The organism is Streptomyces sp. NPDC096339 (assembly GCF_044762985.1).
Lineage (GTDB): Bacteria > Actinomycetota > Actinomycetes > Streptomycetales > Streptomycetaceae > Streptomyces.
The window spans coordinates 48,547-68,116 of record NZ_JBIWFI010000032.1 but is presented as its reverse complement, the minus strand read 5'-3'; the positions used below and the strand labels follow the sequence as shown (position 1 = coordinate 68,116).

14 protein-coding genes are annotated in these 19,570 nt (G+C 72.7%); 11 read left to right on the top strand and 3 right to left on the bottom strand.

Features of this window, described 5'->3' with window-relative positions; translation table 11 throughout:
* Nucleotides 1–2: 2 nt before the first annotated feature.
* Entirely contained in the window at nt 3–683 is a 681-nt protein-coding gene (locus ACIQ5Y_RS30695) for a hypothetical protein (protein WP_403887595.1), read from the top strand.
* 174 nt (nt 684–857) lie between these two features.
* Here ACIQ5Y_RS30695 and ACIQ5Y_RS30690 read toward each other — a convergent pair whose 3' ends face one another.
* Together ACIQ5Y_RS30690 and ACIQ5Y_RS30685 are read right to left on the bottom strand one after the other, a co-directional pair.
* On the bottom strand, nt 858–1,487 hold the full coding sequence (locus ACIQ5Y_RS30690; protein WP_403887592.1) for a hypothetical protein: 630 nt from the start codon (nt 1,485–1,487) through the stop codon (nt 858–860).
* A gap of 215 nt (nt 1,488–1,702) precedes the next feature.
* Nucleotides 1,703–3,862 (bottom strand): RecQ family ATP-dependent DNA helicase, encoded by a 2,160-nt coding sequence (locus ACIQ5Y_RS30685; protein ID WP_403887590.1) that lies wholly within the window; start codon nt 3,860–3,862, stop codon nt 1,703–1,705.
* 124 nt (nt 3,863–3,986) lie between these two features.
* On the opposite strand from ACIQ5Y_RS30685, the gene ACIQ5Y_RS30680 reads away from it, so the two are divergent.
* The 7 genes from ACIQ5Y_RS30680 (at nt 3,987) to ACIQ5Y_RS30650 (ending at nt 14,368) form a co-directional block, all read left to right on the top strand.
* Complete coding sequence (locus ACIQ5Y_RS30680) at nt 3,987–5,252, top strand: DUF4192 domain-containing protein (protein WP_403887587.1); 1,266 nt, start codon at nt 3,987–3,989, stop codon at nt 5,250–5,252.
* Between the two features lie 212 nt (nt 5,253–5,464).
* Entirely contained in the window at nt 5,465–7,453 is a 1,989-nt protein-coding gene (locus tag ACIQ5Y_RS30675; RefSeq protein WP_403887585.1) for a glycogen debranching N-terminal domain-containing protein, read from the top strand.
* A 69-nt stretch (nt 7,454–7,522) separates the two neighbouring features.
* A complete protein-coding gene (locus tag ACIQ5Y_RS30670) occupies nt 7,523–8,269 on the top strand; it encodes an NUDIX domain-containing protein (RefSeq protein WP_403887582.1) in 747 nt (248 codons plus the stop codon).
* Between the two features lie 102 nt (nt 8,270–8,371).
* Entirely contained in the window at nt 8,372–10,222 is a 1,851-nt protein-coding gene (locus ACIQ5Y_RS30665) for an ATP-binding cassette domain-containing protein (RefSeq protein WP_403887580.1), read from the top strand.
* 191 nt (nt 10,223–10,413) lie between these two features.
* Nucleotides 10,414–11,298 carry a FadR/GntR family transcriptional regulator gene (locus tag ACIQ5Y_RS30660; RefSeq protein ID WP_403887577.1) on the top strand — a complete coding sequence of 295 codons (885 nt, stop codon included), beginning with the start codon at nt 10,414–10,416 and terminating at the stop codon, nt 11,296–11,298.
* Nucleotides 11,299–11,736: 438 nt separating this feature from the next.
* Entirely contained in the window at nt 11,737–13,320 is a 1,584-nt protein-coding gene (locus tag ACIQ5Y_RS30655; protein WP_403887574.1) for an RNA polymerase sigma factor, read from the top strand.
* A gap of 109 nt (nt 13,321–13,429) precedes the next feature.
* Nucleotides 13,430–14,368 (top strand): S1 family peptidase, encoded by a 939-nt coding sequence (locus tag ACIQ5Y_RS30650; protein ID WP_403887571.1) that lies wholly within the window; start codon nt 13,430–13,432, stop codon nt 14,366–14,368.
* 156 nt (nt 14,369–14,524) lie between these two features.
* On the opposite strand, the gene ACIQ5Y_RS30645 is transcribed toward ACIQ5Y_RS30650, so the two are convergent.
* Nucleotides 14,525–14,758, bottom strand: coding sequence for a hypothetical protein (locus ACIQ5Y_RS30645; RefSeq protein WP_243631750.1), 234 nt, complete (start codon nt 14,756–14,758; stop codon nt 14,525–14,527).
* Between the two features lie 447 nt (nt 14,759–15,205).
* Here ACIQ5Y_RS30645 and ACIQ5Y_RS30640 point away from each other — a divergent pair, with 447 nt between their 5' ends.
* From ACIQ5Y_RS30640 to ACIQ5Y_RS30630, 3 genes are all read left to right on the top strand, one after another.
* Nucleotides 15,206–17,326, top strand: coding sequence for a type IIA DNA topoisomerase subunit B (locus ACIQ5Y_RS30640; protein WP_403887567.1), 2,121 nt, complete (start codon nt 15,206–15,208; stop codon nt 17,324–17,326).
* Between the two features lie 174 nt (nt 17,327–17,500).
* A complete protein-coding gene (locus ACIQ5Y_RS30635) occupies nt 17,501–17,980 on the top strand; it encodes a DUF485 domain-containing protein (RefSeq protein WP_403887564.1) in 480 nt (159 codons plus the stop codon).
* Entirely contained in the window at nt 17,977–19,569 is a 1,593-nt protein-coding gene (locus tag ACIQ5Y_RS30630; protein ID WP_403887562.1) for a cation acetate symporter, read from the top strand. Before ACIQ5Y_RS30635 ends, ACIQ5Y_RS30630 begins: the two co-directional genes overlap by 4 nt.
* The last annotated feature ends 1 nt before the right edge of the window (nt 19,570 follow it).

Here is a 19,570-nt window from a genome sequence, read left to right as displayed (position 1 = left end):
CCATGTGCCACCAGCCGGTACGTTTCGTACCGGTGTTTGATAGACATCAACCCGCCTCTCACCCCGCCATCGAGGAGCCTCAGATTCACGAGAGTGCCCAGGGTCCCCGCGTCACGCCGGCCGCCAGCCGCACCGCGCCGACCCCCCGTCCCGTACCTGGTCCGCGTCCCGTAGCCGTACCGCGGCCCGGACGCCCCGGTCCCGTCCGGCCCGCACCGCCCGCGCAGCGCGCTCCGCAGGCCACCCCCGGACCCGTTCCCGCAGCCCCCGCCGCACCGTCCGTCTCGGCCGCGGTGCCGCAGATCCAGCTGATCCCGGCCTCCGCCGAGGGCGCGCTGGACGCGGCCGAAGAGGCCGTCGACCTGCTGCTCGACACCGGGCGCGCGCCCGGTGACATCCTGGTGCTCACCACCGGCGACCCGCACCCGTGGGCCGCGCACGAGCTGTCCTTCGGCGAGGCCGCGTACTGGGCCCTCCACGACGCCAAGGACGACGTCTTCTACGCGGACGCGGCGCAGGTCCAGCGCGCCGCCGGGCGTCCCGTCGTGGTCCTCGCGGCCAACGGCGGAGCGGCCGGCACGCTCGCCGCAACCCTGCCGGTCGCGCTCGCGCGAGCCGGTGCGCTGCTGATCGTGTGCGGCGACCCGCAGCAGATCAACTCCGTGCTGGGTGCGGGCGTCTGACGCCCCGTACCCGGGTACGGGCGTGGGGCGGGGTTGGGCGCGAGCCCGCCCCGCTGAAGCCCGAGGCCTGATCCGCCGTACGCCCGCTCCAGGGTGTACGGCCGTTGGGCATGCCCACGCGCAGGCCCTGAAGGTGGAGGACTTCGCCTCACAGGGCGGACCTGCGCGCGGCGGTCAGCGTGCCGCGGTCCGGCGCAGGGCCTCGGCCGCGCCACCGCCGGTGTGCAGGGCTACAGGGGCGAACTCGGCCACGGTGTCGCCGAGGCGCTGCGGCCGTGAGTCGGAGCTCGGCCGTCGGCCGCCCCTGCCCTCGCCCAGTACCTGCCAGCCGTCGCGGGTCAGCGTGATGTACGCGCCGCACCGCAGTCCGTGCAGGGTGCAGGCGTCCCGCAGCCCCCACATCCAGGCCCCGTCCTCCTCGGTCCACCGCTCGTCGCCGTCGCGGCAGTAGAGGAGTACCGCGGTCCGCACCGGGGTGCGTCGCCGCAGGTCGTGCGGGAGGACGCGGCGCAGCCGGGACAGCAGGGCGTTGCGGTACTCCCAGCCGTCGGCCGAGGCCGACCGCTGCACGAAGGAAGCGCTCGCCACGAGTTGCTCCTCCGGGCCGAGGACGGCGATGACCGCGGTCGACGGCATCGGGGAGTGCCGGGAGTGCAGACCGCTGACGACTTCGCGCGGATTGCGGAGCAGGGGAATGCCCGACGCCGTCCATTCGGAGGGTTCCAGCAGTCTGCCGTGCCGGCTGGTGCCGCCGGTGGCCATGGTCAGTGACGTGGTCGAGGGCGGGGCGGATCCGAAGGTCACGGTCCTCCCTTCGGGTACCGCCCGCGGACGGGCACTGCTGGAGTTCGGGCGCGCCGCAGCACGGCCCAGGAGAGCGCCGGGGAGCCGAGCGGGAGCAAGTGCAATTCTCGCGTGGCCTCCGAGCATGCGGCAACGAGCAATTGCCGTCGCCGACCGGAATCCAACGGTATGCCGTTCATATCCTTGCCCCGCCACGCCGAAGATGACGCATTCGGCTACCCCTGGAGCGCCAGCACCAGGGGGAACACCTCGCGCGCGCCCGCCCGTCGGAGCAGCCGGGCGGCCACGGCCAGGGTCCAGCCGCTGTCCGCGCGGTCGTCCACGAGGAGCACCGGACCTGCTGCCTCTGCGAGTGTCGCGGCCAGGGCGGGCGGCACGGTCAAGGCCTGGTGGAGTCCCCGCACCCGCTGGGCGCTGTTGGAGGACGGCAGCCCGAACTCCGGTGCCTGATCCGTGTACGCCATCGTCCCGAGCAGCGGCATCCGCCCGATCTCCGCGATCCGCGTGGCCAGCGAACCGACCAGCTGGGGACGGGAACGCGAGGGCAGTGCGACCACGCCCACCGGCCGTGCGGGCGCTTCCGGCGACCCCGAGGCCCAGCCGCCCGGGCCGCGGGCCCAGTCGGCCAGGACCGCCACCACGGCCTGCGTCACATCGTCCGGAATTGGCTGGTCCGCAGAGTGCGGTGCGAGCATCGGGCGCAGCCGGTTGCCCCACCCGATGTCCGACAGCCGACCCAAGGCCCGTCCCGTCGAGGCCTGTTCCCCGGCCGGGATGCGTCCCTTGAGGTCGACGCCGACCGCCGCGAGGCCGGTCGGCCACATCTTGCGCGGCTCCAGCTCCACGCCGGGCCGGCCGAGTTCGCCGCGGGCGGTGTCCAGGGCGGTGTTGGAGACATCCGCGGTGAACCGGGCCCCCGCGCAGTTGTCGCAGCGGCCGCAGGGCGCGGCCTCCTCGTCGTCGAGCTGGCGGCGCAGGAACTCCATCCGGCATCCGGTGGCCGCCGCGTAGTCACGCATCGCCTGCTGCTCGGCGGCCCGTTGACGGGCCACCCAGGCGTAGCGGTCGGCGTCGTACGCCCACGGCTCACCCGTCGAGGTCCAGCCGCCCTTGACCCGGTGCACGGCGCCGTCCACGTCGAGCACCTTGAGCATCGTCTCCAGGCGGGTGCGGCGCAGGTCGACCAGCGGCTCCAGGGCGGGCAGCGACATCGGGCGGCCGGCCTGGGCGAGGACGTCGAGGGTCCGGCGCACCTGCTCCTCCGGCGGGAAGGCCACGGAAGCGAAGTACTGCCAGATCGCCTCGTCCTCGCGGCCCGGCAGCAACAGCACCTCCGCGTGCTCCACCCCGCGGCCCGCACGGCCGACCTGCTGGTAGTAGGCGATGGGGGAGGAGGGCGAGCCCAGGTGCACGACGAAACCCAGGTCGGGCTTGTCGAAGCCCATGCCGAGAGCGGAGGTCGCCACCAGGGCCTTGACCCGGTTGGCCTGGAGGTCTTCCTCGGCCTGCTGCCGGTCGGCGTTCTCCGTCTTGCCCGTGTACGAGGCGACGGTGTGGCCGCGGTGGCGCAGGTACGCGGTGACCTCCTCGGCGGCCGCCACCGTCAGCGTGTAGATGATCCCGGAGCCGGGGAGCTCTCCCAGGTGGTCGGCGAGCCAGGCCAGCCGGTGCGCGGCGTCGGGCAGGCTCAGCACGGCAAGGCTCAGGCTCTCGCGGTCCAGCGGGCCGCGGAGCACCAGCGCGTCCGTACCGGCTCCGGTGCCCAGCTGTTCGGCGACGTCGGCGGTCACCCGCGCATTGGCCGTGGCGGTGGTGGCCAGGACGGGGACGCCCGGCGGGAGGTCGGCGAGCATGGTGCGCAGCCGACGGTAGTCGGGGCGGAAATCGTGTCCCCAGTCGGAGATGCAGTGGGCCTCGTCCACCACGAGCAGTCCGGTCGCGGCGGACAGCTTGGGCAGCACCTGGTCGCGGAATTCCGGGTTGTTGAGCCGCTCCGGGCTCACCAGCAGGACGTCGACCGCGCCCGCCGCGACCTCCGCCTGGATCCCCTCCCACTCCTCGGGATTGGCCGAGTTGATGGTGTGGGCCCGGATCCCGGCCCGGGCCGCGGCCTCGACCTGATTGCGCATCAGCGCGAGGAGCGGGGAGACGATCACGGTGGGGCCGGCGCCGGCCGCGCGGAGCAGCGAGGTCGCGACGAAGTAGACGGCGGACTTGCCCCAGCCCGTCCGCTGTACCACCAGAGCCCGCCGCTTGTGCGCGACGAGGGCCTCGATCGCGAGCCATTGGTCCTCGCGAAGCCGGGCGGTGCCCGTGGGGTCACCCACGAGACGGGCCAGTACGGAGTCTGCCGAGGACCTCAGGTCTGCGTTCATGCCCCCATGCAACCCGATGCCTCTGACATCACGCCAATGCGGCTCCGGCCCTGTGAATGTTGAACCCTAAACAGAGTTATCCACAGGGCTTTCGGGATCGGTTGGCCCACGGGATCTTCGTGGCATGACGAACAGCCACGAATCGCACACCCCGTCCGAGCGGCCCTCCGCCAACACGGCCGGAGCCGCGACCGAACCACAGATCACCCTGCGCAGCCCGGCAGAACTGGCCGACGCGCTGCCCTACATGCTCGGGTTCCACCCGACCGATTCCCTCGTCATGGTCGCCGTGCACGGTGAGGGCGGCCGCTTCGGCGGCCGGCTCCGCGTCGGCATTCCCACCGCCACCGCCGAATGGGAGGACACCGCACGACAGGTCGCGGACTGCCTGATCCGCGGCAGCGCACGGCGCGGCGGCAAGCCCGACGGCATCGTCGTCTTCCTCTGCCAGGAGCCGCGCGGGGAGGAGAGCGGGCAGCGGGTGATGACCCGGCTGCGCCCGCTCGCCCAGCGGATCAGGCTGGCCTGCGGCGAGCTGGACGTGCCCGTACTGGAGGCCCTGTGCCTCTCCGCGGGCCGGTTCTGGTCCTACGTCTGCCCCGACGGGCACTGCTGCCCGGCCGAAGGCAGCCCGATGCCCGCCGCCGGGACCTCGGTGCTGGCCGCCGAGGCCACGTTCGCGGGGCTCCAGGTCCGGGGTTCCCTCAGGGAGATCGAACGGCGGCTGGCGCCGCTGCGCGGGGCCGTCGCCGAGGAGATGGAGCGGGCCCTCGACCGGGCCGCCGGGGCCCTGCTCCCCAAGATCCTCGACGGGGCGACCAGGGAGGAGGTCGGCGCCGAGACCGTCGCGCTGGCCGGGAGCCTGATGCGGCGCATGTCCCTCGCCCTGCCCGTCGAGGGCGGGCCGCTCGCCGACGACTGGGACGACGCGCTGCTCACCCACGACGAGGCGGCCGCGCTGATCCTCGGTCTCCAGGACCGCCTGATCCGGGACGTCGCCGCGGAATGGATGGAGGGCGAGGAGGCCGCCCCCGCGCTGAGGCTCTGGCGGGCCCTGGCCCGGCGCTGCGTCGGGGCCTACGGCGAGCACGCGGCGGCCCCGCTCACACTCGCGGGCTGGGTCTCCTGGTCCACCGGGGACGAACCGACGGCCCGTATCGCCCTCGGTCTCGCCCTGCGGGCCGACTCCGAATACCGCTTCGCCCAGCTGCTCCACCACGCCTGCAACGAGGGCATCGACCCCGAAGGGCTCAGGCAGTGCCTTCGGGAGGAGCGCAGCCGCCGCGAGCCACGGCGCGGGCGCTCGAAGGCGGGCAGCCGTCCGCCCGGCCGCCGGGAGCGGAGCACCACCCGCCGTGCGTCACGCCGCATGACGAGGAGCGACCAGTGAGCCCGCGGCGGCAAGCCCCGTGCGGCACCCCCGTGCGACGCCTGAGGAGCACCCTCCGCCTGATCCTGCGGCGCGGCCCACGGCCCGGCCTTCCCCGCCCGGCACCGGGGCCCGTGACCCGCGCGGGGGTGGGGGCGTTCCCACGGAAGGAGGCGGGGGTCCGGCCGCGCCGCCGCCCAGCCGAACCGACCGGAGCGCAGACAAGGCGACACATGTCTCACCCCGCACCTCCCCGCCCCGCCGTGGTTCCCGGCGCCCGCAGGCCCGAGCTGCCGCCCGTGCACGGAGCCGTCATCTGCGTCGCCGCGCCCTGCCTGGCCATCTCCCCGGAGCACGGCCAGCTGACCGGGCGGGGGATCGACGGGATCTACCGCTCCGGGCGGCGGCTGCTGTCCCGCTGCGTCCTGCGGGTCGGCGGCCGGGACCCCGTCTCCGTCCAGGGGCGCAGCCTCGGCGCCGACCGCGCCGCCTTCACCGCGACGGTGCGCACCGGGGCCGAGCCCGGCCCCGACCCGGACATCGGGGTGGAACGGGTCCGGCACGCGGACGGCACCGAGCGGATCACCCTGCGCAGCTTCGCCCTCCGGCCGGTGCGCCTACCGGTGGAGGTACTGCTCGGCACGGACCTGGCCGAGCTGGCCGCGGTGGCCGCCGGCCGCACCGGGCCGGAACTGCCCGCCGGGGTGCACGCCGCCGGGCTGCGCTGGAGCACGGGCGAGGCCCAGGCGGTCACCGCCGCCCATCCGCCGCCGGACGACGCTCTGGCCTCGGCCGGGCTGCTGCGCTGGCAGCTCGAACTGGGTCCGGGCGAGTCCCGCACCATCGAACTGCGGACCACACAGGACCGCTCGGCGCGGGCGCCCGCCGGGCAGGTGGCCAACCCGCTGGCCGAAGCCCGGGCCGAGGGGGACGATCCGCGGGCCGAGGCATGGTTCGCGAACAGCGTCGCCGACCTGGGTGCGCTGCTGCTGAGGGACCCGGAGGAGCCCGGCGACTGCTTCGCCGCGGCGGGCGCGCCCTGGCGGCTGGGGCTGGCCCCGGCCGAAGCGCTGTGGGCGGCCAGGATGGCGCTGCCCCTCGGTACCGGGCTCGCGGCGGCCACCCTGCGCGTCCTGGCCCGGACCCAGACCGGAGGGCGGGGGCCCGAGGCCGGGAAGATCCCCGGTCCCCTGCGCGGGGCGGGCCCGCAGCTCCCTCCGGGGTGCACCGGCACGGAGGCCACGCTGGCCTTCCCCGCCGTGCTCGCCGAAGCCCGGCTCTGGGGGATGCCTGAGGAGGAGCTGGCCCGGCTGCTGCCCGCCGCCGAGAGGTGCCTGGAGTGGCTGCGCGGAGCGCTGGGGGAGGACGGCTTCCTCGCCGACCCCGATCCGGGGCCGCGGCGCTGCGAGACCCAGGCTCACGCCCACCGGGCCGCCCTGCTGGGGGCCGATCTGCTCGCCGCGTGCGGGCGCCCCGGCGCACAGGAGTGGCGTGAGCGCGCTGCGCGGTTGCGGGAGCGGTTCCGGGAGGGCTTCTGGATCGACGGCCCGGACGGCGGCCGGCCCGCGGCCGCCCTGCACCCCGACGGACGACCGCTGCCCCGGCTCACGGGGGCCGCCGCCCACCTTCTCGACACCGGACTGGTCGGCGGCGGCCTCCTCGCCCCGGGGCTCCTGGACCGGACACGCACCGAGCAGCTGGCCCGGCTGCTCGGAGCCCCCGCCATGGACTGCGGATGGGGGCTGCGGAGCATGGCCGTCAAGGAGCCGGGGCACAACCCGTTCGGCCACCGCTCCGGGGCGGTGCGCGCGTACGAGAGCGCGGTGGCGGTGGCCGGCCTGGCCCAGGCGGGCTTCGAGAAGGAGGCCGCCGGTCTGCTCGGAGGCCTGCTCGACGCGGCCCAGGCCTTCGGGTACCGGCTGCCCGAGATGTTCGCCTCCGAGCAGCGCACCACCGCCGGAGTCCCGCTCCCGCACCCGGCGGCCTGCCGGCCGGCGGCCGTGGCCGCGGCGGCCGGGGTCCACGTCCTGAGCGCCGTCGTCGGAATCCGCCCCGACGCCCCGGCCGGCACGGTCGCCCTCGTACCGCTCCCCGGCGCCCCACTCGGGGCGCTGCGGCTCTCGGGCCTGCGGGTGGCGGGAGAACCCTTCGCCGTCCGGATCAGCAGGCTGGGGCTGGCCATGGTGGAGGAGGCGGCCGATGCGCTCCAACTGGGAGGCTAGGGTCCAGAACAGTGGTTCCAAGGTCACCAAAGAGCTGTTTATCGTCAGGCAGACGACTATGATCGCGGCATGTCGCCCTACGACCCGTCGGCCTTCCCGCCCTTCGCCGTCACCGTCGACCTGGTCGTGCTCACCGTGCGGCGCCACGCGCTCTGCGCGCTGGTGGTCCGCAGGGGTGAGGCACCGTTCCAGGGACGCTGGGCGCTGCCCGGAGGATTCGTCCGAGGGGATGAGGACCTGGGGGCGGCCGCGGCCCGGGAGCTCTCCGAGGAGACCGGCCTCTGCGCGCACGATCCCGCCGTACCGGGCGTGGACAACGGGGCGCACCTCGAACAGCTGGCGACCTACGGAGATCCGAAGCGGGATCCGCGGATGCGCGTCGTCAGCGTGGCGCACCTGGTGCTGGCTCCGGACCTGCCTGCGCCGCGCGCCGGGGGAGACGCCAACAGCGCCCGCTGGGCCCCGGTCGACGAGCTGCTGGCCCCCTTGGACCAGGCTTCCGCGGGGCTCGCCTTCGACCACGAGCGGATCCTCGCCGACGGCGTCGAGCGCGCCCGCTCGAAGATCGAGTACTCCTCGCTGGCCACCGCCTTCTGCCCGGCCGAGTTCACCGTCGGCGAGCTGCGGCGGGTCTACGAGGCCGTCTGGGGGGTCGCTCTGGATCCGCGAAACTTCCACCGGAAGGTCACCGGAACGCCCGGATTCCTCGTGCCGGCCGGAGGGACGACGACCCGTCAGGGCGGGCGCCCGGCCCAGCTGTTCCGGGCCGGCGGAGCCACACTGCTCAACCCGCCGATGCTGCGCCCGGAAGTCTGACGCTCCGACGGGCCGGTTGCGCCGAAAATCGGACATATCGCGTTATCTTGTTTGCGGTACTCACCCTGCCGCAGAGCGGTCTCACACCCCGCGAGAGAAGCGATGCTCCAGGCCATCGGACTCACCAGCACCTCCCGCCACGACGCCCCGCCCCTCGTGGACGACCTCACCTTCGAGGCTCGCCCGGGGACCGTGACCGCCCTGCTCGGCGAGCCGGGATCGGGCAAGACCACCGCGCTGCGGCTCATGCTCGAACTCGAACCGGGCCGCGGCGTCACCTACTTCAGAGGCCGGCCACTGCACCAGATCCCGCACCCCGGCCGTGAGGTCGGCGTGCTGCTCGGCGACGTCCCCGGCAACCCCGCGCGGACCGTCCGCAACCAGCTGCGCATGCTCTGCGCCGCCGCCGGCGTGCCGGCCTCACGGGCCGACACCATGCTGGAGGTCGTCGGGGCCGCAGGGCTGCGCGACCAGCGGCTCGGCTCGCTCTCCCTCGGCATGGAGCGCCGGGTCGCGCTGGCCGCCGCGCTGATCGCCGATCCGTGCACCCTGCTCCTCGATGAACCGGGCGCCGGACTCTCCCCACGTGAACGCGGCTGGCTGCACGGGCTGCTGCGCGGCCACGCCTCCCTCGGCGGAGCGGTCCTGTTCACCACCGACGACGCCAAGGAGGCCGCCCGCAGCGCGGACCGGGTCGTCAGCATCGCGGCGGGCCGGCTCGTCGCCGATCAGGACGCCGCCGAGTTCGCCCGGACCCGGCTGCGGCCGAGGGTCGCCGTGCGCACCCCGCACGCGGCCCGGCTGGCCGACGTGCTGGGCCGCGAGGCCCGGGCGGCGCATCGCGCGGTGGAGATCGTCGAGGAGAGCGGCAGCCGCCTGTCGGTGTACGGGAGCAACTGCGCCGAGGTCGGCGAAGCGGCGTTCCGGCACGGGGTGCTGGTCCACCGCCTCGCCGATGAGACGGGCGACGCCGGCGCGCCGACGGCAACGCCGCTCCCGCACGCCCGCCCCGCGGTCGGGTCCCCGCCCGTCTCCGGATCGGCTCCGGAGGCGGCCCCGGACGCCGCTGCGGCTTCCGTCGAGGTTCCGGGACCGGCTGCCGGGGAGGCCGCCGAAGGGGTGGTCGGTGGTCGCCCGCGGCATGCGCGCTCGCGGCGGCCCGCCTCTGCGGTGCGCCGCGTGGGCGGACCGCTCCGGCCACTGCGCTACGAGCTGCTCCGCGTCTTCGGCACCGCCACGCCCGTCCTCACCGCAGCCCTCGTCGTCGCCGTCTCCGTCCTCACCACCCTCGTGCTGGCCAGGGCCGGCCACACCCCGCAGAACCGGCTGCTCGCCGCCTGGCCGGAGCTGCTCCCTCTGCCGCCCGCCGCGCTCGGGGCGGGGCTGCTCGGCGCCCTCGCCTTCGGCGAGGAGTACCGCTACCCGGCGCTCGCCGCGGACCGGGGCACCGTGCCCCGCAGGATGGGACTGCTCACCGTCAAACTCGGCGTCGCCGCGGCCCTCGCCCTCCTGCTCGGCACGCTGGCCGTCACGGCGGACGCCGCCTCGCTGGCCCTCGTATTCGACAGTGGTCCACTGCGCACTCCGGCGGAATGGCTCGCCCCGGCCGCCAGCTGGGCCGGCCTGCTCATCGGCTGCGCCTGGGCGGGCGTCCTGGCCTCGGGCGTCTTCCGGTCCGCCACCGCCGGTCTGGCCGCCGTGCTCGCCGTACCGGTGGGCGTGGTCCCGCTGGTGCGCCGGGCGCTGGAAGGCTCGTCCGCGTACCCGATGACCGGACTCGGGCCCCGGCTGCGAGGTCTCACCTGGGTGCAGTGGCCGCCGGAGGCCGACCGCCTGCTCCTCGGGGCCCTGCGGGTGATGGCCCAACCCGTCGGAACCGCGCTCGTGCTCTCGCTGATGGTCCTGTTGTGCGCCTATGGGTTCACCGGACTGCGCAGCAGAGTCCGTTGGTGATCGTTCCGGAGCGGGAGGAGTCGTGTGCGGGACCGTTGAGTTCCGCCTCGCGTCAACCAGACCGCAACTCCCCGAAAAAGGCCCGGTTCTTTACGATAAGTCGTCAATTGCGTAGGTGGCACCGATCACCCTTTCGTGTGCTTTTCACCAAAGACCTCAAGGGCAGTGGAGGCACGGCCGACAAAGGATTCGTGAGTACCCTTGCGCACACCATGATGACCGCCGCCCGCCATGCCGATTCCGGCCTCGCCGGCCCGGGCGAACTCGACCGCTACCCCTACGCGGAGACCCCAGGGTCCGACCGCCCAGCGCCCCAATGGGACGGTGCCGACGTCGAGTTGAGCCGTGTGGGTCGACGCGCGGCAGGCAGCCGCGGCCGCGGCCTGCACGGCCAACTCGTCCAGCAGCTCGGCCAGATGATCGTCTCCGGCGACCTCGGCGCGGACCGCCCCCTGGTCCCCGAGGAGATCGGCCAGCGCTTCGAGGTCTCCCGCACGGTCGTCCGTGAATCGCTGCGGGTCCTGGAGGCCAAGGGCCTCGTCAGCGCCCGCCCCAACGTGGGCACTCGGGTCCGGCCCGTCGCCGACTGGAACCTGCTCGACCCCGACATCATCGAGTGGCGGGCCTTCGGCCCCCAGCGCGACGACCAGCGCCGCGAGCTGAACGAACTCCGCTGGACCATCGAACCGCTCGCCGCCCGCCTCGCCGCGGGCCACGGCCGCCCCGACATCCAGCAGCGGCTCGCCGACATGGTCGAGATCATGGGCCACGCACTCGGCCAGGGCGACGCGATCACCTTCGCGCGCGCCGACAACGAGTTCCACGCGCTGCTGATCCAGGTCGCGGGCAACCGCATGCTGGAACACCTCTCCGGCATCGTTTCCGCCGCCCTCCAGGTCTCCGGCAGCCCGGTCACCGCCTGCGACCGGCCGAGCGAGACCTGCGTCGCGCACCACGCCCGCATGGTCGAGGCCCTCGCGTCCGGTGACGCGGCGGGTGCGGAGAGCGCCATGCGCCAGCTCCTGACGGTGCATCCGGAGGTCGAGCGCGTGGTCCCGGCCCCGCGCGAGCACTGAGGAGCGGACGCGCGGGGGTGCACGACTGTCGCCGGGCCCGGTCGGGTCCGGCGACACCGGTGTGCGGCACCCTCCCGGTGCCCACCCGGCGCCAGCACCGCACCGCCCCTGCCGACCGCGACCGCCGCACCGCCCCGCAGCGCTCCGCCGAGGCTCCACCGGGCCTCCGCCGCGCCGCGACCCAGACGTATGACCCTATGACCGGCATCAATCCATACGGGGTGTGACTTGGGCCACGAAGATTGGGCGTAACGCTCCGCGAGGTCCCGCGATGACCTAAGAGGTGATGGCCGACGGAGGGAACAGCAGCCCTTGTGGGTGCTGTGCAGCTCCCCGGCCCCTGCCCGCGCCCCCGGCCCATCCCCAGTCGGTGGTCGTCGGCTCCGGTCCAGCACCACGAGGCCCGGGGTCGGAAGCCGTTTCCATCGTTCCGAGAGGTTGTTCGTGTCGGCCAGCACATCCCGTACGCTCCCGCCGGAGATCGCCGATTCCGAGTCTGTGATGGCGCTCATCGAGCGGGGCAAGGCCGAGGGGCAGATCGCCGGCGATGACGTGCGTCGGGCCTTCGAGGCTGACCAGATTCCTGCGACCCAGTGGAAGAATGTTCTGCGCAGCCTCAACCAGATCCTCGAGGAAGAGGGTGTGACGCTGATGGTCAGTGCCGCGGAGTCGCCCAAGCGCACCACCCGCAAGAGCGTCGCAGCGAAGAGCCCGGCCAAGCGGACGGCCACCGAACCCGTAGCCAGGAAGACGGCGGCGAAGACGACGGCGAGCACCGCCGAGGCAGCGGCCCCCGGGACCGTGGACCCGGAGACCGCGGACGCTCTGGCGGAGGACCCCGGAACCGAGCCCGCCGCGAAGAAGACGGCGGCGAAGAAGACCGCGGCGAAGAAGGCCGCGCCCGCCAAGAAGACCGCCGCGAAGAAGACCGCGGCGAAGAAGACCGCCGCCAAGAAGGACGCCGACGAGGCCGGTGACGAGGAGGCCCCCGAGGAGGGCCCCGACGCCGCGAAGGCCGAGGCCGACGAGGAGGAGGAGGGCGGCGAGAACAAGGGCTTCGTCATCTCGGACGACGAGGACGACGCCCCCGCCCAGCAGGTCGTGGTCGCCGGCGCCACCGCGGACCCGGTCAAGGACTACCTCAAGCAGATCGGCAAGGTCCCCCTCCTCAACGCCGAGCAGGAGGTCGAGCTCGCCAAGCGCATCGAGGCGGGCCTCTTCGCCGAGGACAAGCTGGCGAACTCCGACAAGCTGGCCCCCAAGCTCAAGCGTGAGCTGGAGATCATCTCCGAGGACGGCCGCCGGGCCAAGAACCACCTGCTGGAGGCGAACCTCCGCCTCGTGGTCTCCCTGGCCAAGCGCTACACCGGCCGCGGCATGCTCTTCCTCGACCTGATCCAGGAGGGCAACCTGGGTCTGATCCGCGCGGTCGAGAAGTTCGACTACACCAAGGGCTACAAGTTCTCCACCTACGCGACGTGGTGGATCCGCCAGGCGATCACCCGGGCCATGGCCGACCAGGCCCGCACCATCCGCATCCCGGTGCACATGGTCGAGGTCATCAACAAGCTCGCCCGTGTGCAGCGCCAGATGCTCCAGGACCTGGGCCGCGAGCCCACCCCGGAGGAACTGGCCAAGGAACTCGACATGACCCCCGAGAAGGTCATCGAGGTCCAGAAGTACGGCCGAGAGCCGATCTCCCTGCACACGCCGCTCGGCGAGGACGGCGACAGCGAGTTCGGTGACCTCATCGAGGACTCCGAGGCCGTGGTGCCGGCCGACGCCGTGAGCTTCACGCTCCTGCAGGAGCAGCTGCACTCGGTGCTGGACACCCTGAGCGAGCGCGAGGCCGGCGTGGTCTCGATGCGTTTCGGCCTCACGGACGGCCAGCCCAAGACCCTCGACGAGATCGGCAAGGTCTACGGCGTCACGCGCGAGCGGATCCGCCAGATCGAGTCGAAGACCATGTCGAAGCTGCGGCACCCGTCGCGTTCCCAGGTGCTGCGCGACTACCTCGACTGACCGGCGGGCGACGCGGAGGACCGTACGTGAGTGGCCGTGCGCGGGTGCGCACGGCCACTGGTCATCCCACTCTGGGTGGAGTCATGCACACTCGGAGTCAGGAGGCCTCATGCGTCGTCCCATTGCCCGTGCTCTGGCGGGAGCGCTGACCCTGGCGGCGGGAGCGGTCGCGGCGCCGCTGGCCCAGGCGCCCCGGGCAGCCGCAGACAGCGTGGTGATCGGCGGGAAGCCGGTGAAGGTGGCGGACAGCCCCTGGGTGGTCGCCCTCGCCAGCCGTGACCGGTTCGGGGGTACGCGGGGCGGGCAGTTCTGCGGAGGTGTCGTCGTGGCCCCGACCACGGTCCTGACCGCGGCGCACTGCCTGGGCAGCCAGGTGCTGGGCGGCCCCGTCGAGTCCGTCCCCGACCTCCGGGTGATCGCCGGGCGTACGGAGCTGCGCGCGACGGACGGCAGGGAGATCGCGGTGCGCGCGGCCCGGGTGAACCCCGCGTACGACCCGGGGAGCAATGCCGGGGACCTCGCCGTACTGGAACTCGTCGAGGCGGTTCCGGCGCAGCACGTGATCCCGATGGCCGGGCCGGGGGACACCGCCTATGCGGCGGGCACGGAGGCCGCCGTGTACGGCTGGGGTGACACGAGCGGCTTTGGTGACTACGCGTACGCACTGCGTGCCGCGCCGGTGACGGTGCTGGCGGACGACGTCTGCGGGCGGGCCTACCCGGGGGACGCCGACGGGCAGTACCGCGCGGAGTCCATGGTGTGCGCCGGGGACGACCGGGGCGGCAAGGACGCCTGCCAGGGCGACAGCGGGGGCCCGCTCGTGGCGAAGGGGCGGCTCATCGGGCTGGTGTCGTGGGGGCGCGGCTGCGGGCGGGCGGACAGCCCCGGCGTTTACACGCGGATCGCGCCGCTGGCGGAGTTCGTGACGGGCCCGGAGAAGGGCGCGCGGCCGGGCGGGGTCCAGGGCGTCGCGGCGGGTGCCCGGAGGGGCTCCGTGCCCGTAGCAGGGCCCGGGAAGGGGCATCGAACAAGTGAGCCGGTCCGGTAGCGAGCGGCCGGGGGTCGGCGGACCCGCCCCGGCGGGCTCTCCGGGGCGGGTCCGGGCGCGCATGTGAGGACGGGCGGCCTCCCCGGGTCTCGGGGATGCCGCCCGTCGACCGGCATGGCCGGTCCTGGCTCGTCGGATGCGAGGTGCAGGCCTGTGTCAGCGGTCCTCGGTGTCGGCATTGGCAGCCGGAGCGGACGTGAGCCGCTCGGTCTCATCCTGTATTTCCGCGGCGATCTTCTTGAGTTCCGGCTCGAACTTACGCCCGTGGTGGGCGCAGAAGAGCAGTTCACCGCCGCTCAGCAGGACGACGCGCAGATATGCCTGGGCGCCGCAACGGTCGCATCGGTCAGCGGCCGTCAGCGGGGTCGCGGGTGTCAGAACAGTAGTCACGTCGCCTCTTCTCTAGCTCGACGAGCTGTCGTACCAGGGTCAACATCCAACCAGGCCGAAAACGTTCCCGCTCGCGGCTTTTCCTCGAAACTTCCTTCCGAAGCTGGCCGGCTGTTGCCGGTTGGCGGCGAAGGAGCCGTATTGCGTTGCTTTACGGTTTCGCGTTGTCAGTCGTGCGCTTGTCGCAGTTCCATCCTCCCCCGGCTGAGTGCCAGGTTGTTCATGAGGACGTGCCCGAACCCTAAATGGTTCATGCGCGGAAGGGAACGTGATGTTTGCTTCACCCGCACGGGGGATCGAACACCCGTGCGGATCTGGACTAGGCTGAGGAATGCGCGAGGGTGGCGTTGCATCGGCTCTACCTGGCCTCGGTACCCTTCGACCGGCACCCGAGCCACCCCTGCGCCCGACCGGGCCAGAAAAGAAATTCAGCGAGGAGCGAACTGCGTGACCGCCGACACGTCCGTGCCTTCCAGCGCGCTGCTGTCCGGAGCAGACCGGGACGGTTCCAACTACACCGCGCGGCACCTGCTCGTCCTCGAAGGGCTGGAGGCTGTCCGCAAGCGCCCCGGCATGTACATCGGCTCCACGGACAGCCGGGGCCTCATGCACTGCCTCTGGGAGATCATCGACAATTCCGTCGACGAGGCCCTGGGCGGCTACTGCGACCACATCGAGGTGATCCTCCACGAGGACGCCTCCGTGGAGGTCCGGGACAACGGCCGCGGCATCCCCGTGGACGTCGAGCCCAAGACCGGCCTGTCCGGCGTCGAGGTCGTCATGACCAAGCTGCACGCCGGCGGAAAGTTCGGCGGTGGCTCGTACGCGGCCTCCGGCGGCCTGCACGGCGTCGGTGCCTCAGTGGTCAACGCCCTCTCCGCCCGGCTGGACGTCGAGGTCGACCGGGGCAGCTCGACGCACGCCATCAGCTTCCGCCGGGGCGTTCCCGGCATGTTCACGGAGCAGGGCCCCGACAGCCCCTTCGACCCGGCCAACGGCCTGCGCAAGGTCAAGCGGATCGCCAAGGGCAAGACCGGCACCCGGATCCGCTACTGGGCCGACCGCCAGATCTTCCTCAAGGACGCCCGGCTCTCCCTGGAGACGCTCTACCAGCGCGCCCGCCAGACCGCCTTCCTCGTCCCCGGCCTGACCCTGGTGGTCCGCGACGAGCGCGGCATCGACGGGGCCGGCAAGACCGAGGAGGTCTTCCGCTACGACGGGGGCATCAGCGAGTTCTGCGACTACCTCGCCCAGGACAAGGCAGTCTGCGACGTGCTGCGCCTGACGGGCTCGGGCACCTTCAAGGAGACCGTCCCGGTCCTCGACGACCGCGGTCACATGACGCCCACCGAGGTCACGCGCGAGCTCGGCGTGGACATCGCCCTGCGCTGGGGCACGGGCTACGAGACCAACCTCAAGTCCTTCGTGAACATCATCGCCACCCCCAAGGGCGGCACCCACGTCACCGGCTTCGAGCGCTCCGTCACCAAGACCGTCAACGAGGTGCTGCGCTCGGCGAAGCTGCTGCGCGTCGCCGAGGACGACGTGGTCAAGGACGACGCGCTGGAGGGCCTGACCGCCGTCGTCACCGTCCGCCTTGCCGAGCCGCAGTTCGAGGGGCAGACCAAGGAGGTGCTCGGCACCTCGGCGGCCACCCGCATCGTCGCCGCCGTGGTCGCCAAGGAGCTCAAGGCCTTCCTGACCTCCACCAAGCGCGACGACAAGCAGCAGGCCCGCGCCGTGATGGAGAAGATCGTCGCGGCCGCACGGACGAGGATCGCCGCTCGTCAGCACAAGGAGGCGCAGCGCCGCAAGACCGCGCTGGAGACCTCCTCGCTGCCCGCGAAGCTGGCCGACTGCCGCAGCGACGACGTGGAGCGCAGCGAGCTCTTCATCGTCGAGGGCGACTCCGCCCTCGGCACCGCCAAGCTCGCCCGGAATTCGGAGTTCCAGGCGCTCCTGCCCATCCGCGGCAAGATCCTCAACGTCCAGAAGTCGTCGGTCTCGGACATGCTCAAGAACGCCGAGTGCGGGGCGATCATCCAGGTCATAGGAGCCGGCTCGGGCCGGACCTTCGACATCGACGCCGCCCGGTACGGCAAGATCGTCCTGCTCGTCGACGCCGATGTGGACGGCGCGCACATCCGCTGCCTCCTGCTCACGCTCTTCCAGCGGTACATGCGGCCCATGGTCGAAGCGGGACGGGTCTTCGCCGCGGTGCCGCCGCTGCACCGGATCGAGTTGGTCCAGCCCAAGAAGGGCCAGGACAAGTACGTGTACACGTACTCGGACAACGAGCTCCGCCAGACCCTGCTGGAGTACCAGCGCAAGAACATCCGGTACAAGGACTCGATCCAGCGCTACAAGGGCCTCGGCGAGATGGACGCGGACCAGCTGGCGGAGACCACCATGGACCCGCGCTTCCGCACCCTGCGCCGGATCAACATCGGCGATCTGGATTCGGCCGAGACGGTCTTCGACCTGCTCATGGGCAATGAGGTGGCCCCGCGCAAGGAGTTCATCACCAGCTCCGCGGCCACCCTGGACCGCTCGCGCATCGACGCCTGACGGGTCCGAGCGACCCGGCACGGCTCGGCCGGGCTCGGCACGGCTCGTCGACGGGACCGCTCTTCACTCCATCACCTGAAGGAGTGAAGAGCACCCGGACACCAGTCTCGAAACGTCCGTTCCGCACATCCTTGTGAGCACGCGGCCAGTGCGGCAGCGGACAAGGAGAGTTCGGTGGACAAGCACGATGGTCCCGATGCCGGAACGATCCGGCTCGACGACCCCTGGTACGACGCGCTGGCCGTCGGGTGGGGCGAGAGCGAGAGCGAGCCGCCCGGTGCGGTCCCCGCCCACCCCACCCCCGGCGCGTCCGACATCTACCTCGAAGTGCAGCGCAGCGCGGCCTTCCAGGAAGTACGCAGCCGCTACCGGGGGTTCGTCGTCCCCGCGACCGCGGGATTCCTGCTCTGGTACGTGGCCTACGTGGTCGCCGCGACCGTCGCGCCCGGTGTGATGGCCCGGCCGGTGTCCGGCGCGATCAACGTCGCCATGGTGGCGGGGCTCGGGCAGTTCCTCAGCACCTTCCTCCTGACCTGGGCCTACGCCCGGCACGCGCGGCTGCGCCGGGACCGGGCGGCGCTCGACCTGCGCTGGACCGTCTTCGAGCAGGAACGCGATCAGGAGCGGACCCGTGCGAGGGGGACGGGCCGGTGACCACCGAACACCAGAGCCTCGCGCTGGTCCTGTTCAGCGTCTTCATCGCGGTGACCCTCGGCATCACCACGTGGGTCAGCCGCAACCGGCACGGGTCGGCGGAGGAGTTCTACGCGGGCGGCAGACTGTTCTCACCACTGGAGAACGGTTTCGCCATCGCCGGCGACTACATGTCCGCCGCCTCCTTCCTCGGAATCTCCGGGTTGATCGCCCTCTTCGGCTACGACGGCATGCTCTACTCGGTCGGCTTCCTCGTCGCCTGGCTCGTCGTGCTGTTCCTCGTCGCCGAACTGGTCCGCAACTGCGGGCGCTTCACCCTCGCCGACGTGGTCGCCGCGCGGATGAGCGAGCGACCGGTGCGGATCGCGGCCGGTACTTCCTCGGTCGTCGTCTCCGTGCTCTACCTCGTCGCCCAGATGGTCGGCGCGGGCAGTCTCGTCGGTCTGCTGCTGGGCAGTTCGAGCACCGTGGCCCGCACTCTGGCCGTGGTCGGGGTGGGCGCGCTGATGGTCGTGTACGTGTCCTTCGGCGGGATGCGGGCCACGACCTGGATCCAGATCGTCAAGGCCGTACTGCTGATGGGCGGGGCGATCGCCCTGACCGGGCTCGTGTTGCTGCGCTTCCACGGGAACTTCGAGCAGTTGCTCAGCAGCGCCGCCGAACGCAGCGGGCACGGGGCCCGCTTCCTCAGCCCCGGGCTCAAGTACGGCGGGGACTGGACCTCCCGGATCGACTTCATGAGCCTCGGCCTCGCCCTGGTCCTCGGGACCGCCGGCCTGCCGCACATCCTGTCGCGCTTCTACACCGTGCCCACCGCGCGGGCGGCCCGCCGCTCGGTGGTGTGGGCGATCGGCCTGATCGGCGGCTTCTACCTGATGACCATCGTGCTCGGTTTCGGGGCGGCCGCGCTGCTCGGGCCGGACCGGGTACGGGCCTCCAACGCCTCGGGGAACACGGCCGTTCCGCTGCTGGCCGCCTTCCTCGGCGGCGGCGCGGGATCCACCGGGGGCACGGTGCTGTTCGCCTTCGTGGCCGCCATCGCCTTCGCCACCATCCTCGCCGTGGTCGCCGGGATCACCCTGGCCTCCTCGGCCTCCGTCGCCCACGACCTGTACGCCTCGCTCAAGCGGCGGCACGCCCGGCAGCGCAGCGAGGTCGCGGTCGCCCGGGTCGCGGCGGTGGGGATCGGGGCGGTGGCGATCGCGCTCGGGCTGCTCGCCCAGAACCTCAACGTGGCCTTCCTGGTGGGGCTGGCCTTCGCGGTGGCGGCCTCGGCCAACCTGCCGGTGTTGCTCTACTCGCTGTTCTGGCGGGGCTTCACCACCCGCGGAGCCGTCTGGTCGGTCTACGGCGGCCTGATCCCCGCGGTGCTGCTGGTTCTGGTCTCACCGGTGGTGTCGGGCAGCCCGGAGTCGCTCTTCCCGGGGGCGGACTTCCAGTACTTCCCGCTCCAGAACCCGGGGATCGTCTCGATCCCGCTGGGCTTCCTGGCGGGCTGGCTGGGCACGGTCACCTCGGTGGAGGAGCCGGACGAAGCGAAGCACGCCGAGACCGAGGTCCGTTCCCTGACCGGCGCCGGAGCCGTGTGAG

Excerpts from the sequence above, each read along its gene's own strand:
- ACIQ5Y_RS30675 (WP_403887585.1), top strand. The coding sequence starts at position 5,465 with ATGTCTCACCCCGCACCTCCCCGCCCCGCCGTGGTTCCCGGCGCCCGC.
- ACIQ5Y_RS30670 (WP_403887582.1), top strand. The coding sequence starts at position 7,523 with ATGTCGCCCTACGACCCGTCGGCCTTCCCGCCCTTCGCCGTCACCGTC.
- ACIQ5Y_RS30680 (WP_403887587.1), top strand. The coding sequence starts at position 3,987 with ATGACGAACAGCCACGAATCGCACACCCCGTCCGAGCGGCCCTCCGCC.
- ACIQ5Y_RS30650 (WP_403887571.1), top strand. The coding sequence starts at position 13,430 with ATGCGTCGTCCCATTGCCCGTGCTCTGGCGGGAGCGCTGACCCTGGCG.
- ACIQ5Y_RS30685 (WP_403887590.1), bottom strand. The coding sequence starts at position 3,862 with ATGAACGCAGACCTGAGGTCCTCGGCAGACTCCGTACTGGCCCGTCTC.
- ACIQ5Y_RS30665 (WP_403887580.1), top strand. The coding sequence starts at position 8,372 with ATGCTCCAGGCCATCGGACTCACCAGCACCTCCCGCCACGACGCCCCG.
- ACIQ5Y_RS30695 (WP_403887595.1), top strand. The coding sequence starts at position 3 with ATGTGCCACCAGCCGGTACGTTTCGTACCGGTGTTTGATAGACATCAA.